This is a genomic window from Brevibacterium renqingii (assembly GCF_017808105.1).
GTDB lineage: Bacteria > Actinomycetota > Actinomycetes > Actinomycetales > Brevibacteriaceae > Brevibacterium > Brevibacterium renqingii.
On the sequence record NZ_JADBHF010000001.1, the window covers coordinates 21,743 to 41,720 of the forward strand.

Genomic DNA, 19,978 nt, shown 5'->3' on the forward strand with positions numbered 1-19,978 from the left:
TCCTTCGGTGCGGGGTTAGGGTCGCAGGGGTGCGAGGATACAGGGCCTCGGCCGGGCATCAGGGCTTCGGCCGGCGCAGGACGAGGGCGCCGTTGTGTCCACCGAAGCCGAACGAAGTCGACAGCACGGTGTCGACCGTCAGCGAGGATCCCGGGCCGGAAGCGGTGCCGGTCAGTTCGCGGGCCTGGCCGGAGACGATGTCCCAGCCGTCGAATTCGCAGGTCTCGAGGTTGAGTGTCGGGGGCAGTGTCCGGTCCCTCATGCTCAGGCTCGCGATGATCGCCTCGACGACTCCCGAGGCGCCGAGGAGGTGCCCGGTGCTCGACTTCGTCGCGCTGATCGGGATCGTCCGGGCAGCCGCACCCAGGGAGGCGTCGAAGGCCGCGAGTTCGGCGGCGTCACCGGCGAGGGTGCCTGTCGCGTGGGCGTTGATGTGATCGATGTCGGCCGGTCCGAGCCCCGCATCGGCGAGCGCTTCGCGTACGGCCGCTGCCGCTCCACGGCCGTCAGGATGCGGGTTCGTCGGATGGTGGGCGTCGCTCGCGGCGCCGAAGCCGGCGAGTTCGACCAGCGGGACGGCGCCGCGGGCGGCGGCTCCGGCCTCGGATTCGAGGAGGATCGCCGCCGCTCCCTGGCTCATGACGAACCCGGAGCGCGACCGGTCGAAGGGGCGGCTCGCCGCGGTCGGATGGTCTTCGAACCCGGCGGCGAGTGCGCGCATGTTCGCGTTCGAGGAGAGGTTGACAGGGTTGAGGCAGTCCTCCATCCCGACGACGAGCACGGCGTCGGCGTAGCCGTGTCGGATCCTCCGCAGGCCCTCGCCGAGGCCGATCGCCCCGGAGGCGCAGGTCGCGGATACGCCTTGGGCGGGGCCGCGGAAGTCCCACCGCTGACTGAGCAGGGCGGCCGCGGAATCGGGGGCGCCGTGGATGGACAGCGTGAGCGGAACCGAGCGCGGTCCATCGGCGAGAAGGGAACGCGTCGCCGCCTGCATGGCGTCGACCGGTCCGGACCCGGTGGCGGCGATGACTCCGACGCGTTCGCGCTCCCACGGCAGGGCCTCGGCTCCATCTTCGCGTGCCCCGGACTCACGGATTCCGGCCTGCGCGAGCGCCTGATCCGCAGCCGCGATGGCCCAATGCTGGATCGGGCTGAGACGGCGGGCGAGCGCCCGAGGCAGCACGGCCTCGGCGTCGAAGCCTCTCACCTGACCGCCGATCCGCACGGCCAGATCGGCGAACTCCTCGCCTGAGAGCACATCGATGCCGCTGCGGCCGGAGCGCACCGCCTCCCACAGGGCCTCGGGGTCGTGACCGTTCGGAGTGATCGCCCCCATCCCGGTGATGACCACGCGTCGTTCTTCTCTCACAGTCGCTCCCCTTGTCCGTCCATGATGAGCCGGGCGGTTTCGGCGCGGCGGATCTTCCCACCCACCGTCCGCGGCAGCCGCTCGAGCACATAGATGCGTCGGGGCACGAACTGCGGCGCCAGCCGGGTCCTCGCGTGTTCGAGCAACGCCGCCTTGTCCGCGAGTGGTCCGGACGTGCCGTCCGCAGCCGGCTCTGCCTCGGCGCCGCCCTCTTCGATGACGAGGGCGATCAGGCTGCCGAGGTTCGCATCGTCGACCGCGACCGCGACCACCTCGCCGAGGCGGGGAAACGTGTCGAAGGCCCGTTCGACCTCCGGCAGCGACACCTTGTGGCCGCCGGTGACCGCGATATCGCCGGCTCGACCGGCGAGCTGGAGGAGTCCGTCGACGATGCGGCCCTGGTCGTCGACCGTCGCCCAGCCGTCGGGTCCGCGGAGCACGGCGTCGGTGGTGCCGGCGACGTAGCCGTCCGAGCAGGCGGCGGCGTCGATCCACAGCGTGCCGAGCTCGCCTTCGGCCACCTCGGCGCCGGTTTCGTCGCGGATCTGCGCACCGATCGTCGGGTAGATGCGGATCCAGGTGCCGTCGCCGTCGCGGCTGTCTCCGATGAAGCCGATCTCGGCGGCGCCGTAGTAGCTGATGAGGCGGGTGTCGGGGAGGACTGCGGCGAGCGCCGAGCGGATGCTCGCGGGAAGGTTGGCCCCGCCGGTGACGACGAGCTGAAGTCCGCGGAACCTCTCCGGGCTGCGTCCGGCCGCCTCGGCGAGGGCTCTGACGACGGCGGGGACGGCGACGATGCGGGTGATGGCCTCGGCGGCGATCCGGGAGCCGATCGCAAAGGGGTCGAACTCATCGGCGAGATGGACGCTGCCGCCGGTGGCGAGGCTTTCGATGACCGCGTAGAGCGTGAGGCTGTAGGAGACCGGGCCGGGGGCCAGGGACGCGACGCCCGGGAGGGGTTCGAGGTGCGCGGACGAGACGGCGACGTTGTCCCGGTACTGCTGCCGGGTCTTGATGAAGGCCTTCGGATTGCTCGTCGTGCCCGAGGAGAAGAGCATGAGGAAGGGTTCGGACCCGTCGCGGACGGTGGGGGCCGGGGCCTGGGCGCCTGCGCCGCGGATCTGCGACTCCCGTGCGGCGAATTCGGCCGGGGTGATCACGGTCCCGGTCCATCCGGTGGCGGCGAGCGCCTCGGAGAGGACAGGCGAATCGCTGATGACGAGGCCGATCCCCGTCGTGCGGATGACACCGATCTGATGGTCGAGCGGCCAGCGCGGATCAATCGTCGCGGAGACGGCACGATAGCCGGCGAGGCCGGCGATGAGGCGGGCGGTGAAGAACGCCGAGGTGGTGCTCACAGCCGTGATCGGGATCCCCTGCGCCTCGGCGGCCGGTGCCGGCGGCGCGGGCTGCGCCCGGTGGAGGGCGTCGACGACGGCGAACGCGACGCGGGAGTCCTCGACGAGCTCCCCATAGCTCAGCCGGGCCCCGTCCCCGACGAGCGCGAGCTGATCGGGACGTTCGAGTGCCACATCGAGGATCGTCGCAGTGATCGGCAATTCAGACCTCCAGGGTGTCGACCGTTCCCACAGTACAACGTCGTCCACGCCGTCTCACTGCCGCCCTCGGATTGAAATACTTTGGAGTATTCGGATACTTCAATGTATCCTGGATTCATGAGCGAAACACCCATCCCCCGCTTGACGCGCCAGGAGAGCCAGGAGCTCACGCGTCAGCGCCTCATCGAATCGGCGGCGAAGCTCTTCGCCGAACACGGGGTGCGCGGCACCACCCTCATCGCGGTTGCGGAGAACGCCGGATTCAGCCGCGGCGCAGTACATGGGAACTTCTCCGACAAGGACGAACTCGCCGCGGCGGTCGTGCAGTTCGTCGTCGAGGATCTCGGACCGGAGCTCGACGGGGCGCTGAGCTCGGCCGGGTCCGCGAACGACCGGCTAGCGGCCTACATCTCCACACACATCGACTACTGTCGCCGCGAACCCGCTCGGGCCGCAGCCATCATCGCAGCGGTGGGCTACCTCAGCCGGCCCGCTGCAGCGGCGCAGTCCTACGGCCAGCGTTCCGCCGATTCCATCGCCGATCTCGTGGCGCTCTTCGAGGACGGCCAGCGCCGAGGCGAAATGCGCAGCTTCGATCCCGCCACGATGGCTCTGTCGCTGCGCTCCGTCCTCGACGCGGCGGTGCCGACCCACCCCATCATCGAGGCGAGCGAGATCATCGCCCTGTTCGACCATGCCACCCGAGCCGAGGAGGCCCCACAATGACTTGGAATTTCCGCATCACCGTCCGCGGCCGCTTCACCGGACTCGACGCGGAACAGCGCCGCAGCCTCCGCGCGGCACAGGACGAGCACGACATGCTCTCCGCGCGCTTCTCCCCCGAGGGGACGTTCCTCTACACGCCCGAACTCGTGAACTATCAGCATCGATTCCTCATCACCAGCGACGAGGCGGACCGCGACGATGCCGAGACTCTGGCGAGCATCCGAGCCGAGGAGCTCTCCGCTGCCGACCTCGCCTCACGCGGTCTCGGCGGCAGGACCATGAACGTCTCGGCAGTCTGCGTCGAAGAGGTCAAGGTGCGTCCGAGGACACGCTCATGAACCGCGACACGACCGTCGGCCCCGGCCCTGACGCCGACTCCTGCGCCGCACCGAACCTCGAGGCCGCACTGGCTCTGGCCCGGGCGAAGAGTTCTCTTGACACCGCGATCGGCACTGCACTCTCGCGCGTGGGGCTCAGCCTGGACGACCTCCGCCGACTGCGCCTCATCGGTGTCCAGCCGCAGGGTTTGAACCGGGAGAACCTCGCCGAGGCGATGGGCGAGCCCCGGTCGCACGCGGTGCGCTCCAGCCTCCCGCTGGTCAAGCTCGGCTGGCTCTCGCGCGCGGAGTCCGGCGAGTTCGTCCTCACCGACAGCGGCCGGGCCCTCATCGACCAGGCCGAAGGTCTTGCCGAGAAGGCGGCGCATCGCTGGTTCAGCGACTCCGGACTCAGTCCGACAGAGGTGCTCGCGACCCTGGGATCGGGCCGCTCCCCTCACTCCCGGCCGAGGTGAAGCGCATGGACGAGTCCTGACTCCTCCCTCACAGACCGACCTCGTCGCCCGAGCTCAGACCGTCGCTGAGACCCTGTCGACGCCCCATGATTCGAAGGTCCGAGAGGCGATCCCGAAGCTCATCGTCATGCCGATGCCGGAAGTCACGGATACTGCCCGCGTGTGTTCGTCGATGTCTTCCATGAGCAGCGAGGTCTGCGGACTCGAGGCATACACTCCCTGCCACCTCTGCTGCAGGTGCAGGCGGGCACCGAGGATCCCTGAGATCTCCTCGATGATCCTGTCAGTGATCCATTCCTCCTGGAACGGCGGCATTGTGATGTCGTAGCTGTGGCTGTCGCCGAGGAGCACCGTGCCGTCCGGACGGAGAGTGAACATGATGTTCGCTCCGAGCTCGAGCAGCTCGGGACTCGTCCGGCTCAGCGCTTCGGTGAGCTGTTCGTGGCCCGGCATCGCCGTGAAACCGTCGTACCGGGTCAGGGAGGTTCCGGTCAGCACTGCCGCAGCGGTGGTGAATGTCCGCGGAGATGGCGCCATCGCCATCTGCAGCGAGCAGCGCGTCACCTCGTAACGACCGGCCACCTCGGGGTAGAGATAGTCGAGGTCGTGGCCGACGCAGACGACGATCTTCTCCGCGTCGAAGTCTCCCGCCGTCGTGTGCACACGACCGTCGCTGATGGCCCCGACCGTGACCCCGAAGCGGACATCGGCCCGGGGCTGGGCTGCGATCCACTCTGCGATCGATCCCACCGCTGTCCGGGGATCGACGCGCAGATCAGCAGGGAGGAACGCCCCGCCGAGGAATTCCGGTCCGCTGGCCCGGCCCAGGCGGGAGGCGACGGCCTCTCCGGTGAGCATCTCAACAGCCTCCGTGCCGCGTTCATCACGGAACTGTTCGACGACAGCCATCTCTTCGGGACTGCGCGCGACGACGACGGCCCCGGCCTCCGGTGCCCAGAACCCCACGTCCGCGGCGCAGTCGAGCCACCCGCTGCGCGAAGCGTAGGACATATCGATGATGTCGTTTCCCTGCCCGGTGATGCAGCAATGGCCGAAATTGCGGATCGACGCTCCGTTGGCTCGGTGATCACGTTCGATCACGCGCACGCTCAGGCCGCGACGGAGTGCCTCGTAAGCGTGGGCGAGACCGACGACGCCCGCACCGACCACGAGGAGGTCAGTGGCCGCGGCCTGGGCACGGGTGGAGTTCACGATGGTGGTATCGGCGATGGTGGTCATGGCTTCCTTTCTCGCTCCGCATCCTCACTGATGCGGATCCGCGGCTTCCGTGCCCGGCAGTTCAGGACGGCCAGCCGTCGAGTACTTTCAGATGTCGGCGGAACTCGAGTTCCAGCCTGCTGTGGACGAATCCCTTGGCGCTGAGCAGATAGACCTCTCGGGGCTCTGGGCGGGGGAAGACATGGACCTCTGCGAGGCTGCCGTTGTGCAGCTCCCGTCCGACCACGTGCTCGGAGATCAGTGTGATTCCGAGGCCCGCCCACACCCCTTCCTTGGCGGCTTCCGCCGTCCAGATCGTGCAGCGGGGAGCGTCGGCGATTCCCCAGGCCGCGAGCGCGCGCTCCTGGCCTTCCCGAGTCGACGAACCATGCTCGCGGACGAGGAAACGGCTCTTCGCCAGTTCCTGTGGTTCGATCTGTCGTCCCGCCAGAGGGTGATCGGGACTGACGACGATCCGCAGCCGTTCCGACAGCAGAGGCGTCACGTCGATCTCTTCGACGTCGACATCTCCGAAAGTCAGTCCCAAACCCGTCTGCCCCTCGATGATCCACTCGAGAACCTGTTCCGAATTTCCCACGAGCAGCTCGGTCTGCGCTTCGCGTTCGCGGCCCAGGAAGTCTCCGATCACCCGAGGAAGCAGATGCGAGCCGAGAGTCGTCGTTCCGGCCACCGAGAGCCGCCGGTCCATCGACCCCTTGACCGCCGCCATCTCGTCGTTGATTCCCGACAGCGTCTGCATGAGCTCCCGAGCCCGATGGGCGAAGAGCCGACCCGCCTCGGTGACATCCGCCCCCTGCGGGCCCCTCTCCAGGAGTCGGACGTCGAGAGAGCGTTCGAGGTTCCGGATGTGCGAGGACACCGAGGGCTGTGAGATGAAGAGGCTGCGCGCCGTCTTCGACAGCGAACCGGTCTCCACGACGGAGAGGTAGATCCGCAGACTGAGGACGTTGAGATCGATAGCCACGATCGCCATTGTGCCCGAGGACCGTCTTGGAGGGAGCCGCCGTCCTCAGAACGATATGCATGCCGATCTCAGCTCAGTGTAGAACTCCCAGGTGTCGGCCGAGCACTCCGGTGCACCGTACTGCGAGAGCTTCGCACCCATATGCGGCAGATGGGGCCAGGCGCCGACCCCGGGGCGATTGACGTGCAGCATCCCCGCTTCGAAGCGTTCGAGCGCATCGAAGATGTGCGGGCGGTTCTCGGTGAAGATCGTTCCCGACATGCCGTAGCGAACCGAGTTCGAAATCGCCATCGCATCATCGAAGTCCTCGGCATCGATGACAGACAGAACCGGCCCGAAGACCTCTTCCGTCGCGATCTCCGAATCCGCCGGCACCTCGCTGAGCACGGTCGGTTCCATATAGTGACCGCCGTGGGGATTCGCCGAATCCGCAACGGCATGTCCGCCGACGCGCACCCTGGCCCCGACGGCAAGTGCCCCTTCGACTCCCCTGATGCACGCGTCGAGGCGGCTCGAGTCGACGACCGGACCGAGATCGGTCTGCGCGTCGAACGGATCACCGAGCACCATATCGGACACTCGATCGACGATCCTGCTCACGAGATCCTCTCTCACGGCAGATTCGACGACGACTCTGCTCGTCGCGCTGCACCGCTGCCCCGCTTGGCCGAAGGCACCGTGCACGATCGCGTCGGCTGCCGCATCGAGATCGGCATCCGCGAGGACGATGACGGCGTTCTTTCCCCCGAGCTCGAGCTGAGTCCTCGCCAATCGGGGTGCCGCCGCCTGCTGGATGCTCCGGCCCACAGGGAGCGAACCCGTGAAGGAGATGCCCCTGACCTCGGGATTGGCGCTCAGCTCCTCGCCCGGTTCCCGATCGCCCTGCACGAGGTTGATCGCCCCGGGCGCGACCCCAGCCTCATTGAGGATGTCGACCATGATCGCCGTGCTCAGTGGTGCCAATGGAGATGGTTTGATCACCGCGGTGCAGCCCGAGAGCAGCGCCGGAGCCGCCTTCCACACGGGAATCGCCAGCGGGAAGTTCCATGGGGTGATCAATGCGACGACGCCGAGCGGGCGGTGCCAGGTCAGTGCCATCGAACGTGGCTCGTCAGCGGGCAGCGTCGATCCGGAGAGTCTGCGCCCCTCTCCGGCGATGAAGCGCAGGATCTCGATCGCCCGGCCGACCTCGGACCGGGCCTCGGTGAGCTTCTTGCCCTGTTCGGCAGTGATGACTCTCGCGAGCTCCTCCGTTCTGCGCTCCATCACCTCGGCGGCACGGAAGAGGATCTTTCCGCGTTCGATGCTGCCGAGCGCCTCCCACCCGGGAGCGGCCCGACCTGCCGCCGCGATGGCCGCTGCCGCGTCATCGGCTCCGGAATCGGCCACCTCGGCGATGATCTGGTCCGGATGGGCGGGATTGGCATTGGAGAAGGTCCGACCGCTTCGCGCCTCGACCCATTCGCCTGCGATGCAGTTCCTGCCCACGTGCGGCGGGAGCGAGAGGTCAGTGGGAACAGTGAGTCGACTGTCATCAGTCAGTGTTGTCATTGTGAGGCCTTTCTCAATCAAGTGGTTGCGGGACGCTTGTTCCAGGACGGGATGAGGATGATTGCGGCGATGAGTGCGGTGCCGGCGAAGATGTAGAAGACTGCCGCGCCGGGGATGAGACCGGGCAGAAGACCCCCGAGGATCGCGCCGATCGAGCCGCAGCCGTTGATGAAACCGGTGGCTCCGGCAGCGTACTTGCTCGTACCGAAGGCGACTGCGGCGATGCCGGACATCATCGCGTCGGCCGCATAGGCCGTGAGCCCGACCACGCCGAGGAGGATTGCGATCACCGTGATCGATCCCAGGGAGGTGGCCGGCTGCCACAGGGCCAGAGCGACTACGAGGCTGAGGAGGCTGATCACGCTCGGCGGGACGCGCCTGGCTTTGAAGATCGTGTCCGAGAGCCAGCCGATGGCGATAGGGGCGACGACCCCGGCGAGGCCGAATGTCACAGGCACCATGATCGCGGTGATCTTGTCGACACCGGGCATCGCATCGACGACCATGACCGGCCCCCAGAGGAGGATGGCGTAGCGAGCGGGTTTGATCATGAAGTAGACGATGCCCAGACGCAGCACCATCGAATCATGCCGTGCCGCCGCCAGCAGATCGCGGAAGCGGAATTTCTCCGCGGGAACCTTGACCACCGGCACCGGTGCCCTTGTGCCGGAGGGACGATGACGGTACTTCTCGTCGAAGCGGCACTGATCCTCGTCGATTCCGGGAAGCCCCACCTCTTCGGGTCTGTTCCTCTGGAAGATGAGGAAGAGAATGAGCGCGACGAACATCACGGCGGCCCCGGAGAAGAACGCCCACCGCCAGGATTCGAAGACCGTATAGGCGACCCATCCCATGAAGGGGACCGCGATGAGGCCGCCGAAGGCGTAGCTCGTGGAGAAGAAGCCCATTGCGCGACCGCGTTTGCCGACGGTGAAGAACGAGGCGATGTTCTTGCACAGCGACGACCAGCCTGTCGATTGGGCGAGACCCTGAACGATCATCAGAGGCATGAACAGCCAGAGCGCCGGGATGATGCCCATGACCAGCGCGGCGACGGCGGCGAAGAACATGCCGCCGGTGACGACCACGCGTTGGCCGTACCTCTCCGCCATGGCCCCCCAGATGAACTGGCCGACGGCATAGGCCGCCAAATAGGCGGAATCGAGGTAGCCGAGGCCCGCCCGGCTGATCACTCCGTCGTCGAGGATGCCCACCTTGGCAGCGGAGATCGCATTGCGAGGGAAGTAGTAGGCCGCATAGGCGAGCCAGCTGAGGGCGAATATGCGGATCTGCCATTTCAGCAGCACCTGCCGGTTCGTGGTCGCTCCTGCCGGGGCCGGCGATTCCGGCGGGAGCACGTCGGTGGTCTCTTGGGTCAGATTCTGTGGATCATTGGTCATTCGCGCCATTGCGATCTCCTGATGCCTGTCGTCTCCTGAGTGCGTATGGGGATGCGCGGAGATTGCTCGAGGGTGTGTCCGATCAGGCTCCGGTGGCGGCCGCGCTGGCCACGGGCGCGTGTGCGCTCACGTGTGTGGTCGCGATCCAGAAGGCGTCGTAGTTGTGCAGTGCGGCCTCCTCACCGTTCGGACCTCGGCTCTTCGTCTCCTCGGGGGTGGGGACTGCGCGGTTGATGAGGAACGGAATGTCGAGCTCCCCGAGGCCGCCGTGGGACCGCAGCGGCACGTCGAGGTTCTTCAGATCGTGCCATTCCGGGTATCTGCCGATCGCCGAGAACTTATCGGACAGAACCGTGATGTCCCCCATCCGGTCCAGTGGCATCGAGTAGAGCTCGGCTGCATCCTCCGAACGCAGGATCGCTGTCAGCCCTTCCTTGTCGGCCAGCCCCGCGATGACCTTCTCCCGGTCAGCTCCTTCGGGAAGATAGACATTGGCGAAGGAGCCCAGCGCACCGTGATGGACGGTGTAGGGATCCGTGATGGGAAGGATGACACGGCTTCCGGTCTCCCCCGCGCCGATTCCCAGAATGGAGTCGACTTCGCTCTCGAGGTAGACGACCCGTGGCGTTCCGTCGTCCTTGTGCTTGGGACTCATGCCATGGTCGGCGGTGATGGCGACGACGGCACCGAGTTCGTCCAGCTGTGCGGCGTAGGAGTCGAGCATCGCATAGAAGTCGTCGGCGACATCGGTGCCAGGAGCGTTCTTGTGCTGGATGTAGTCGGTCAGCGTGAGGTACATGATGTCCGGACGGCGATCGGCAAGGAGCCGGACACCGGCGGCGAGGACGAATTCGCTCAGTTCGGCCGAATAGACATCCGGCAGCGGCATGCCCACGTAATCGAGGACGCCGTCGATTCCATTGGCCTCCTTCGTCGCGGTGTCGGCCTTCTGCGCGGAGAAGCAGATGCCCGTCCGCCGTGGGCTGACCATCTCTCCGGATCCTGCAGGGTCGAGTGCGGGCTCGGTGACCCCACTGGCCAGCAGGGCCCGCAGCTTGTCCTTGGCGGTGACGACGGCGACATCGAGCCCGGCATCGACGGCGGCGGCGAATACTGTCGGGGCACGCAGGTACGAGCCCGAGATCGAACTCGAAGTTCCTGCAGTTCTCAGTCTTGGCTCGATCGTCGCCGGGAAGAAGCCCCGAAAGGCTGATATGGCTATCGAGTATTCCTATAATGCGAGGTCAGAAGGCGATTGAGCGGCAACCGCCCGGGGTCTGTGTCTGCCAAGGAGTGGCATCTGTCAAGAGCGTCCAAACGACTGTGGAGCGCCGAAACAACGGTGCGCACACCGTTGCCTCGACGCTCCACAGTTGTCTCGGCGAAAGCCGGGCAAAAGCTAAGCGAAAGCCGAGCGAAAGCCAGGCGGCCGAATCAGTCAGCCACGTAGTACATGCGCTTGTTGACGAACTCGTCCATGCCGTAGGGGCCGAGCTCGCGGCCGAAGCCCGAGCGCTTGGTGCCGCCGAACGGGATCTCCGCACCCTCACCCGCAGGGGTGTTGACGTTGGACATGCCGACGTCGAGGCGCTGCGCGAGCTTCGCGGCCCGGTCCTGATCCTTGGCGAACACGGCGCCGCCGAGGCCGAAGCGCGTGTCATTGGCGAGCTTGAGCGCTTCGTCGTCGCTGGTCACCTTGTACACGGTGGCGACGGGACCGAAGAGCTCCTCGCGGTAGGCGTCCATCTCCGAGGTGACTCCGGTCAGCACCGCCGGCGAGACGTAGGCCGAGCCGTCGGAGGCCAGCTCGCCGCCGACGAGGGTCGCACCCTGCTCGACCGCGCGGTCGAGCTGCTTGCGCAGGTTCTCGGCCGCCCCGCGAGAGGACAGCGGCGAGTACTTGCCGTCGCCCGCCTCGGCGGGGGTGCCCTTCTCCCATTCCTGGGCGCGCTTGGTCAGTCCGGACACGAAGTCGTCGTAGATGTCGTCCATGACGATCATGCGCTTGTTGGCATTGCAGACCTGGCCGGTGTTGTACAGGCGGGTGCCCCATGCGGTGTCGACGGCCTCGTCCATGTTCTCCGTGTCGAGGACGATGTAGGGATCGGAGCCGCCGAGCTCGAGCACGGCCTTCTTGAGGTTCTTGCCGGCGGTGGCGGCCACGGCCGAGCCCGCACGCTCGGAGCCGGTGAGCGAGACGCCCTCGATCCGGTCATCGGCGATGATGGTCTCGATCTGCTCATGCGTGGCGTAGACGTTGTTGTACACGCCCTCGGGAATTCCGGCTTCCTTCATGAGTTCGGCGATCTTCGCCGAGGAGCGGGGGCAGATCTCGGCGTGCTTGAGGATGATCGTGTTGCCGAGGACGAGGTTCGGTGCGGCGAAGCGTGCGACCTGGTAGTAGGGGAAGTTCCACGGCATGATGCCCAGCAGCGCGCCGACGGGACGGCGCTGGATGAAGGCCTTGCCGCCCGACATCGACTTGATGGGCTCATCGGCGGCGAACTCCGGACCGTTGTCGGCGTAGTAGTTGAAGATCTCCTCGCAGAATTCCGCTTCCTCGATGCCCTCGGCGACGGGCTTGCCCATCTCCTCGGCGATGATCTTCGCGAGCTCTTCCTTGTGCTCGCCGAAGAGGGAGGCGACCTTGTTGACGACGGCCGCGCGCTCTTCGATGGTCTTCTCGCGCCAGGTCAGGAAGCCCTGATGAGCGGCCTCGAGGACCTCCTCGATCTGCGCGTCGGTGGCGTTGTCGAACTTCTCGACGATTTCACCGGTGGCCGGATTCTCGACGCGGTAACCGCCTGCAGCACTGCCTACGTTGCTCATTCCAGACTCCTTCGACTCGGGCACCTGTTGGCGCCGGTTAAGCAATTGCACACCTGATCACCGCCTCAATCGACGGATTGCGTATGCCTGCATCACACGCTATCAACACGTGACGTGTGCAACAAGTGCCGGAACCTGGGGGAATCATCAGTACGAAGCGGCGATCGCCGGCCACACCGAAGCTGTGCGGATTCCGAAGCACATCCGACTGAATCCGCACAGGTGACTCTGCCGGAGCGCTCAGTCGAAGCGGCGCGAGGAGCCGATCTCGTCGCCTGCCTTCCATTCTGCCCAGCCGGGCTGATCGACCATGAACGACTCGATCGTGTCCTTGTCCGCGCGCAGCTGCGGATCGTGTTTGAGATAGTGCTTCGTCTCCCGTGCGATGAGACCGGAGAGGATGAGGATGCCGAGCAGGTTCGGCAGGGCCATGAGGCCGTTCATCACGTCCGAGAAGTTCCAGATCGGTTCGAGCTCGGTGGTGCAGCCGACGAACACGACGAGGGAGAAGAAGATCCGGAACGGCAGCACGCCGCGACGGCCGACGAGGCGTTCGACGTTGCGGTCGCCGTAGTACGACCAGCCGAGCAGGGTGGAGAAGGCGAAGAGGACGATGCCGAGGGTCACGACCCAGTGGCCCCAGTGCCCCGGCAGGCCGTGGGAGAAGGCCTCACCGGTCATCAGGGCCGCACTGATCTGCTCTCCGGTCTCCGGGTCGATCTCGTCCCAGGTGCCGGTGGCGATGATCGTCAGGCCCGTGAAGCTGACGACGATGATCGTGTCGATGAAGGTCTGCGTCATCGACACGAGCCCCTGGCGGACCGGATGCGAGGTCTTCGCGGCGGCCGCCGCGATCGGAGCCGAGCCGAGACCCGATTCGTTCGAGAACAGGCCGCGGGCGACGCCCATCTGGACGACGACGATGATCGCCGAGCCCGCGAACCCGCCCACCGCCGAGGTGCCGGTGAAGGCTTCGGTGAAGATCTGCGCGAAGGCCGCCGGCAGGGCGCCGATGTTCGCGATGAGGATGTAGATCGCGCCGAGGACGTAGAAGACGATCATGATCGGCACCAGGCCGGCCGTGACCCGACCGATGGATTTGATGCCGCCGACGAGCACGATGAGGGTGAGCACCGTGAGCACCGCGCCGGTGACCCAGGCGGGGATCGACCAGCTCGACTCCACATTCGCCGCGATCGAGTTGCCCTGCGTCATATTGCCGATGCCGAAGCAGGCGAGGACCGCGAAGATCGCGAACATCAGGCCCAGGACCTTGCCGAAGGGCCCCTTGATCCCCCGCTCGAGGTAGTACTGCGGGCCGCCGGACTTCTCACCGGCGTCATCGGTGCCGCGGAAGCGCACGGCGAGGAATCCCTCGGCGTACTTCGTGACCATGCCGAGCAGACCGGTCATCCACATCCAGAACAGCGCACCGGGCCCGCCGATGCCGATCGCGGTGGCCACACCGACGATGTTGCCGGTGCCGACCGTCGCCGCCAACGCCGTCGTCAGAGCCTGGAACTGCGAGATGTCACCCTCGGAACCGGCGTCCTTGCGCTTGAGGATGCCGAGGTTCAGCGCCGGCAGCAGCTTGGTGAACTGCAGACCGCCGAGGCGGATCGTCAGATAGAGGCCCGTGCCCAGCAGCAGGGGGATGAGCAGGAACGGACCCCAGACGAATCCGCTGATCGTATCGAAGAACTCGGCGACCGCATCCATGTCGTCACTTCACTTTCCAACGCCGGCGCACGACGTGACTCAGATCATTGTTCGGAACGTTTTCTGACTGTACCCCATGAATGTGCTGAGAGGACCCGGTACATGCTGCGTCTGTCGTCCGAAATCTCCCAGCACCACCGGGGGAGCATGCTCAGCGGCCCACGAGGTCGAGCGCATTGCCGACGATCGAGGCCGAATCGATCCCGTGGATCGCATAGGCCTCACTCACCGAGGAGGCCTGACCGAAATCGCTGACCCCGAGGTTGCGGGTGCGGTCCCCACGGATCCCGGCGAGGAACGCCAGGGTGTGCGGGTGCCCGTCGAGCACGGTCACCAGCGGGGCCGGATGCGCGGCCGGCAGCAGCTCCTCGGCGATCGCCGAGCGGCTGCTCGCACTCACCTTCGACCGCTCCTGGACGGCCCGGAAGATCTTCGACGGCGAGCTCAGGCACACGATCCCCGCGCGCACCCCGAAGGCCTCGAGCCGCGCCGCGGCCTCGATGACCTCGGTCATGATCGCCCCCGCGCCGACGAGCGTGACCTCGTCTTCGGCGGCCGGATGCCCGCTGAGCCGGTAGCCGCCGGCGATGACCTGCTCCCGGCGCCGGGATCGCAGCAGCGCATCCTCGGGCACCGCCGCGAGCTCCTGCCTCACCGGTCGCGTCGTCAGCCGGAAGTATGCGGAATCGCCGTCCGGATCGGCGAGTTCGCGCAGCGCTTCGAGCAGGGTCCATTCGAGGTCCTGCGCGAAGGCCGGCTCCCAGCTCGTCAGTCCCGGGATCTCGAGGGTCACCGAGGGCGTGTTGAAGGACTGGTGCGCCCCTCCCTCGGGAGCCAGCGTCACTCCGGAGGGCGTGCCGACCATGATCGAGCGCCCGCCCGCATAGAGGCCGAAGGTCCAGGGCTCGAGCGCGCGGTTGATGAACGGATCGTAGATCGTCGCGATCGGCAGCAGCGGCTGTCCCCAGCGCGACCCCGTCGCACCGAGCTCCCCAGCCAGGGAGACGAGGTTGACCTCGGCGATGCCGAGTTCGATGTGCTGTCCGCCCGCGCCCTCCTGCCAGCGCAGCACCCGCTCCCGATCGTCGGAGAACCAGTCCTCGCGCCCGGCCGGAGACCAGATCCCGGTCTTGTTGATCCACCCGCCGAGGTTGGTCGACGTCGCGACGTCCGGGGAGACGGTGACGACCCGGTGGGCCACCTCGGGGGCGACGTGCTTGAGGTCGGAGAGGAACCGGCCCAGCGCCGCCTGGGTGGAGATCACTGACTTCGGGGTGAAGCCGAGCTCGGCGGGCACCTCGGCGACGGCGTGGGTCTCGAAGTCCTCGCGCCGCAGGCGCTGCGCGGTCTCGGCGCACAGCCTCCCGGCGGCGGTGTCGGGGTCGAAGGCGACCCAGGGATTCTCGAGTTCCATCCCCGAGGCGGCCGCCAGGTCGCGCATCTGCGCTTCGGTCAGCTGCGCGGCATGGTTGCCCGGATGCCCTTCGGTGGCCAGTCCCTTGCCCTTGATCGTATAGGCGAAGACGACGCTCGGCCGCGAGTCGTCGATCGCCTCGAAGGTCGAGATGAGCTGGCCGAGGTCGTGGCCGCCGAGGTCGCGGATGAGGGTGGCGAGACCATCGGCGTCGAAGTCGTCGATGACGGTCCGCAGCGCGGCCGCCTCGGTCTCGGACAGGCCGGCGAGCAGGCGGTCGTGGACCTCGCTCGGATGAGCGCGCAGCAGCCGCTGGTACTCGGGGTTGGGCATCGAGACGAGCCGGTCCTCAAGCGCCTGTCCCCCGGGGGCGGCGAACACGGCCTCGAGCCGGCGGCCCCAGGGGCAGGTGAGCACCTGCCACCCGGCCGCGTCGAACATACCCTGGAGGCGCTTGATCTGCACATCGGGGATGACCCGGTCGAGCGACTGCCGGTTGAGGTCGACTATCCACACGATCTCTCCGAGCGTGCGCACCTCGGGATCGATGATCGCCTCCCACACGGCCCCCTCGTCCATCTCCGCATCCCCGAGCAGGGAGTAGAAGCGTCCGGCCTCGGGTGTCTCGGGGAAGCGATCGGAGACGTAGCGGTGGGACAGCGCGGCCCAGATCGGCGCGGTCGCGCCGATGCCCACGGATCCGGTGGAGAAGTCCACGGTGTCCGGGTCCTTCGTCCGCGACGGGTAGGGCTGGAGCCCGCCGCGCGAGCGCAGCGTATCGAGGTGGCCGACCTCGAGGTCGCCGAGGAGGTAGTTGATCGCGTGGAGCACCGGCGAGGCGTGCGGCTTGACCGAGACGCGATCATGCGAGCGCAGAGCCGTGAACCACAGCGCGGTCATGATGCCGGTCATCGACGCCGACGAGGACTGGTGCCCGCCGACCTTGACCCCGTCGGGGTTCGTCCGGCCGCGGTTGGCCCGATCGATGATCGACGTCGCCAGCCACAGCACCCGCTGCGCGATCTCGTCGAGGACCTCGTCCGTCCCCGAGGCCGATGCCCGCAGCGGACGATCGTTCCGTCCGGGCGGGCTGACCTGGGTCGACGTCTCGAACTGATGGAGCTCCTCATCCTCGGCGGGCTCGGTGTTGATCGTCATCGGTCCCTGCTCTCAGAAGATCGAGGAGTAGGCGTTGAGCGCGAGCTGTCCGCCGAGGTGGGCGTAGAGGACCGTGGAGTCCTTGTCGATCGTGCCGTCGCCGACGAGGTCGAGCAGACCGGCCATCGATTTGCCCTCGTAGACGGGGTCGAGGATGACGCCCTCGATCTGTGCGGTGGTGCGGATGGCGTTCACCGTCGACTCATCCGGGATGCCGTAGGCCGGGCCCTCCCAGCCCGAGCGGATGTCGACGTCGGCGTCGGTGATCTCGCGGCCGAGTCCGATGAGTTCGGCGGTGGTGTTCGCGATCCGCTTGACCTGGTCGCGGGTCTTGTCGATCGTCGCGGAGGCGTCGATGCCGATGACCTTGCGCTTGGGGCCCCCGGCCGCCTCGAGTGCGGCGAAGCCGGCGATCATGCCCGCATGGGTCGAACCCGTCACCGTGCACACGACGATGGTGTCGAAGAAGACGCCGAGCTCCTTCTCCTGGTCGGCGACCTCATAGGCCCAGTTCGCGAAGCCGAGGCCGCCGAATCTGTGCTCCGAGGCTCCGGCCGGGATCGGGTACGGCTTGCCTCCGGCTTCCTCGACCTCGGCCAGGGCGTTCTCCCAGCTCGAGCGGATGCCGATGTCGAATCCCGCCGAGTCGAGGCGGACGTCGGCCCCCATGATGCGCGAGAGCTCGATGTTGCCGACCTTGTCGTTGCCCGGGTCCTCCCAGTCGACCCAGCGCTCCTGCACGAGGCGGGCCTTGAGCCCGAGGTGGGCCGCCACGGCCGCGACCTGCCGGGTGTGGTTGGACTGGTAGCCGCCGATCGAGACGAGCGTGTCCGCCCCCGAGGCGAGGATGTCCGGAACGATGTACTCGAGTTTGCGCGTCTTGTTTCCGCCGAAGGCGAGACCGGAGTTGACGTCCTCGCGCTTGGCCCAGACCCGGGCCCCGCCGAGGTGGTCGCCCAGTCGCTTGAGTTCGTGCACGGGGCTGGGTCCGAAGGTGAGTGGGTAGCGCTCGAAGTCCGTGATGGCCATGGGGTCCTCTGTTCTCTTGACGATGTGGGTGGTTCTCAACGATGTGGGTGCCGGGGCAGGAGCGAAATCATGCTCTGGATCACTCCCTGCGATATGCAATATATTACATACCGGTGAGGACTACAATGGGTTCGACGCCGCGTCCCGGGCTTCGGGACCGTTCGAGAAGAGAGGGGCCGAGTGTGCCGATTCCGACTGATGCCCCGGTCCCGCACCGCACCCTGCTGCGCGATGACGTGTACCGGGCGATCCGCGATGCCATCGTCCGCGGTCAGCTGGCTCCCGGGGAGCAGCTGCGGGACCAGGAGCTCGGGGCGTGGCTGCAGGTCTCGCGCACTCCTGTGCGCGAAGCGCTGCAGCGCCTGGCCCAGGCCGGACTCGTCGTCGCCCAGCCGGGGAAGATGACCCGGGTCGCTCCCGAGAACCCCGAGCTCATCCGCAGCGCGCGCCAGATCGCCGCCGAACTCCATGCGCTGGCGATGGATCTCGCCTTCGACCGGCTCGACGAGGAGGCCGCCGCCGAGATGGGAGCCGCGAATGCCCGCCTGCGGCGCGCCCTGGAGTCCGGCGACGCCGAGGCGGCCATCGCCGCCGATGACGATTTCCACGAGACCGCCCTGGCCCGCAGCGGCAATCCGCTCATCCCCGATCACCTCGAGGTCGTCACCGCCACGCTGCGGCGCACCGAATATCTGCACTTCGATTCGGTCCGGGGCTCCGCCTCCCCCGACCAGCACGTCGACATCATCGCCGCCGTCCGCTCCGCGGATCGGGCTCGGGCCGTGGCGCTGACGAGGGAGAACTGGGCCGCCCTCGCCGGCTGAGCAGCGCTCAGGCGCTGAGCTCCCGCACCGCCGAGGCGAGGACCTCGATGCCCGCCCGGCAGTCCTCGGGGCTCGAGTACTCGCGGGGGTTGTGGCTGATGCCCTGATGCTGCCCGCGGACGAAGACCATGGCGGCCGGGGCGATCGCGGCGATCTCCTGGGCATCGTGTCCGGCTCCGGACATGATCCGCATCGAGTCATGGCCGCGCTCCTTGGCCGCGGCCTCGAGGGTGTCCTGCACGGCCTCACTGAAGGGCACGGCCTTCGTCCTGGCCATCCGTGCGGTCTCGATCCGCAGTCCGGGCTGGGTCCCGGGCAGGGTGTCGATGAAGGCGGCGAGGTCCGCTTCGGCGCGGGCCATGTCCTCATCATCGGGATTGCGCAGGTCGACGGTGATCTCGGCCCGGTCCGGGACGACGCTCGGCAGGCCCGGGGAGGTCTCGATGCGTCCGACGGTCGCACGCAGGCGTCCGTAGGCTCCGGAGTCGACCATGCGACGGGCCTCGACGACGATCTGTGCGGCGGCGAGACCGGCGTCGACGCGCAGCTCGGTGGGCGTGGTGCCGGCATGGGCGGCGCGGCCGTGGAGAGTGACCTTCTGCCAGGAGATCGACTGGACGCCGGTGACGATGCCGATTGGCCGATCCTCCTGAGCCAGCACGGGTCCCTGTTCGATATGGCATTCGACATAGGCGTGCGGCGGGTCGAGGCGCACGGGGCGCTCACCCTTGAATCCGATGCGGGCGAGCTCGTCGCCGAGACTGCGCCCCTCGGCATCGGTGAGTCCGTAGGCGTGGTCGAGGCTCAGCCGGCCGGCGGCGACGGCCGATCCGAGCATGTCAGTGCCGAACCGCACCCCTTCCTCCTCCGTCCAGGCCGCCACGACGATCGGACGGCGGGTGCGCAGCCCGATCGCGTCGAAGGCCCGCAGAACGGCGAGGCCGCCGAGCACGCCGAGGCAGCCGTCGAAGGCTCCTGCGGTGGCGACCGTGTCGATGTGCGAACCGATGAGCACCGGGGCGAGGCCGGGATCGGTGCCTTCCCGCCTGCCGAAGACGCTGCCCATCTCATCGATGGTGACCTCGAGTGCGAGCTCGGCCATCCACGAGATGAGCAGCTGCCTGCCCGCCCTGTCCGCATCTGTCAGGGACTGCCGGTCGACGCCTCTGAGCCCCGTGGCTTCGTCGTCATAGGCTCCGATCGTCGCGAGCTCCATGAGATCGGCCCACAGGCGGTCTCCGTCGATGCTCAGCTCTGCTGTCGGGGCGGTGGTCTCCGCGTCCATGAGTTCCTCTCCTCCGTACTGATCCTTCCGTGCCCCTGCGGCACCGGCCGTATGGCCTCGGATCGAGACTAGGGCGAGAAACACATGTGATCGATAGTATGAGAGTCATCATCACTCAT

16 protein-coding genes are annotated in these 19,978 nt (G+C 67.3%); 4 read left to right on the forward strand and 12 right to left on the reverse strand.

Annotation, left to right across the window (positions count from 1 at the left end; translation table 11 throughout):
- Positions 1-58: 58 nt before the first annotated feature.
- Both IHE57_RS00100 and IHE57_RS00105 read right to left on the reverse strand, forming a co-directional pair.
- A complete protein-coding gene (locus IHE57_RS00100) occupies positions 59-1,369 on the reverse strand; it encodes a beta-ketoacyl-[acyl-carrier-protein] synthase family protein (RefSeq protein WP_209369968.1) in 1,311 nt (436 codons plus the stop codon).
- Positions 1,366-2,928, reverse strand: coding sequence for a class I adenylate-forming enzyme family protein (locus IHE57_RS00105; RefSeq protein WP_209369970.1), 1,563 nt, complete (start codon positions 2,926-2,928; stop codon positions 1,366-1,368). Before IHE57_RS00105 ends, IHE57_RS00100 begins: the two co-directional genes overlap by 4 nt.
- Before the next feature lie 117 nt (positions 2,929-3,045).
- On the opposite strand from IHE57_RS00105, the gene IHE57_RS00110 reads away from it, so the two are divergent.
- From IHE57_RS00110 to IHE57_RS00120, 3 genes are read left to right on the forward strand one after another with little or no spacing between them, the layout of a single operon-like run.
- Entirely contained in the window at positions 3,046-3,654 is a 609-nt protein-coding gene (locus IHE57_RS00110) for a TetR/AcrR family transcriptional regulator (protein WP_209369972.1), read from the forward strand.
- Positions 3,651-3,992, forward strand: coding sequence for a DUF6204 family protein (locus IHE57_RS00115; protein WP_209324511.1), 342 nt, complete (start codon positions 3,651-3,653; stop codon positions 3,990-3,992). The genes IHE57_RS00110 and IHE57_RS00115 overlap by 4 nt, the downstream gene beginning before the upstream one ends.
- The gene (locus IHE57_RS00120) at positions 3,989-4,447 is read left to right on the forward strand and encodes a winged helix DNA-binding protein (RefSeq protein ID WP_209369973.1); all 459 of its coding nucleotides are present in this window, start codon (positions 3,989-3,991) and stop codon (positions 4,445-4,447) included. The genes IHE57_RS00115 and IHE57_RS00120 overlap by 4 nt, the downstream gene beginning before the upstream one ends.
- Positions 4,448-4,501: 54 nt before the next feature.
- Here the strand turns inward: IHE57_RS00120 and IHE57_RS00125 are convergent, their stop codons facing one another.
- The 9 genes from IHE57_RS00125 to IHE57_RS00165 all read right to left on the reverse strand — a co-directional run bounded on the left by IHE57_RS00125 (position 4,502) and on the right by IHE57_RS00165 (position 17,750).
- Entirely contained in the window at positions 4,502-5,686 is a 1,185-nt protein-coding gene (locus IHE57_RS00125; protein ID WP_209369975.1) for a TIGR03364 family FAD-dependent oxidoreductase, read from the reverse strand.
- Positions 5,687-5,747: 61 nt separating this feature from the next.
- Complete coding sequence (locus tag IHE57_RS00130) at positions 5,748-6,650, reverse strand: LysR family transcriptional regulator (protein ID WP_209369977.1); 903 nt, start codon at positions 6,648-6,650, stop codon at positions 5,748-5,750.
- 45 nt (positions 6,651-6,695) lie between these two features.
- On the reverse strand, positions 6,696-8,201 hold the full coding sequence (locus tag IHE57_RS00135) for an aldehyde dehydrogenase family protein (RefSeq protein WP_209369979.1): 1,506 nt from the start codon (positions 8,199-8,201) through the stop codon (positions 6,696-6,698).
- 17 nt (positions 8,202-8,218) lie between these two features.
- Positions 8,219-9,601 carry an MFS transporter gene (locus IHE57_RS00140; protein ID WP_209369981.1) on the reverse strand — a complete coding sequence of 461 codons (1,383 nt, stop codon included), beginning with the start codon at positions 9,599-9,601 and terminating at the stop codon, positions 8,219-8,221.
- A gap of 82 nt (positions 9,602-9,683) precedes the next feature.
- Positions 9,684-10,592, reverse strand: coding sequence for an alkaline phosphatase family protein (locus IHE57_RS00145; RefSeq protein ID WP_209369983.1), 909 nt, complete (start codon positions 10,590-10,592; stop codon positions 9,684-9,686).
- A 443-nt stretch (positions 10,593-11,035) separates the two neighbouring features.
- Complete coding sequence (locus tag IHE57_RS00150) at positions 11,036-12,430, reverse strand: NAD-dependent succinate-semialdehyde dehydrogenase (RefSeq protein WP_209369985.1); 1,395 nt, start codon at positions 12,428-12,430, stop codon at positions 11,036-11,038.
- Positions 12,431-12,670: 240 nt separating this feature from the next.
- Complete coding sequence (locus tag IHE57_RS00155) at positions 12,671-14,149, reverse strand: alanine/glycine:cation symporter family protein (protein ID WP_209369987.1); 1,479 nt, start codon at positions 14,147-14,149, stop codon at positions 12,671-12,673.
- Positions 14,150-14,300: 151 nt separating this feature from the next.
- Positions 14,301-16,721, reverse strand: coding sequence for a thiamine pyrophosphate-binding protein (locus IHE57_RS00160; RefSeq protein WP_209369989.1), 2,421 nt, complete (start codon positions 16,719-16,721; stop codon positions 14,301-14,303).
- A gap of 12 nt (positions 16,722-16,733) precedes the next feature.
- Positions 16,734-17,750, reverse strand: a complete 1,017-nt coding sequence (locus IHE57_RS00165; RefSeq protein ID WP_209369991.1) for a 1-aminocyclopropane-1-carboxylate deaminase — start codon at positions 17,748-17,750, stop codon at positions 16,734-16,736.
- Between the two features lie 182 nt (positions 17,751-17,932).
- On the opposite strand from IHE57_RS00165, the gene IHE57_RS00170 reads away from it, so the two are divergent.
- Positions 17,933-18,574, forward strand: a complete 642-nt coding sequence (locus tag IHE57_RS00170; protein ID WP_209369994.1) for a GntR family transcriptional regulator — start codon at positions 17,933-17,935, stop codon at positions 18,572-18,574.
- A gap of 7 nt (positions 18,575-18,581) precedes the next feature.
- On the opposite strand, the gene IHE57_RS00175 is transcribed toward IHE57_RS00170, so the two are convergent.
- Entirely contained in the window at positions 18,582-19,859 is a 1,278-nt protein-coding gene (locus IHE57_RS00175; RefSeq protein ID WP_209369996.1) for a M20 family metallo-hydrolase, read from the reverse strand.
- Positions 19,860-19,978 lie beyond the last annotated feature (119 nt).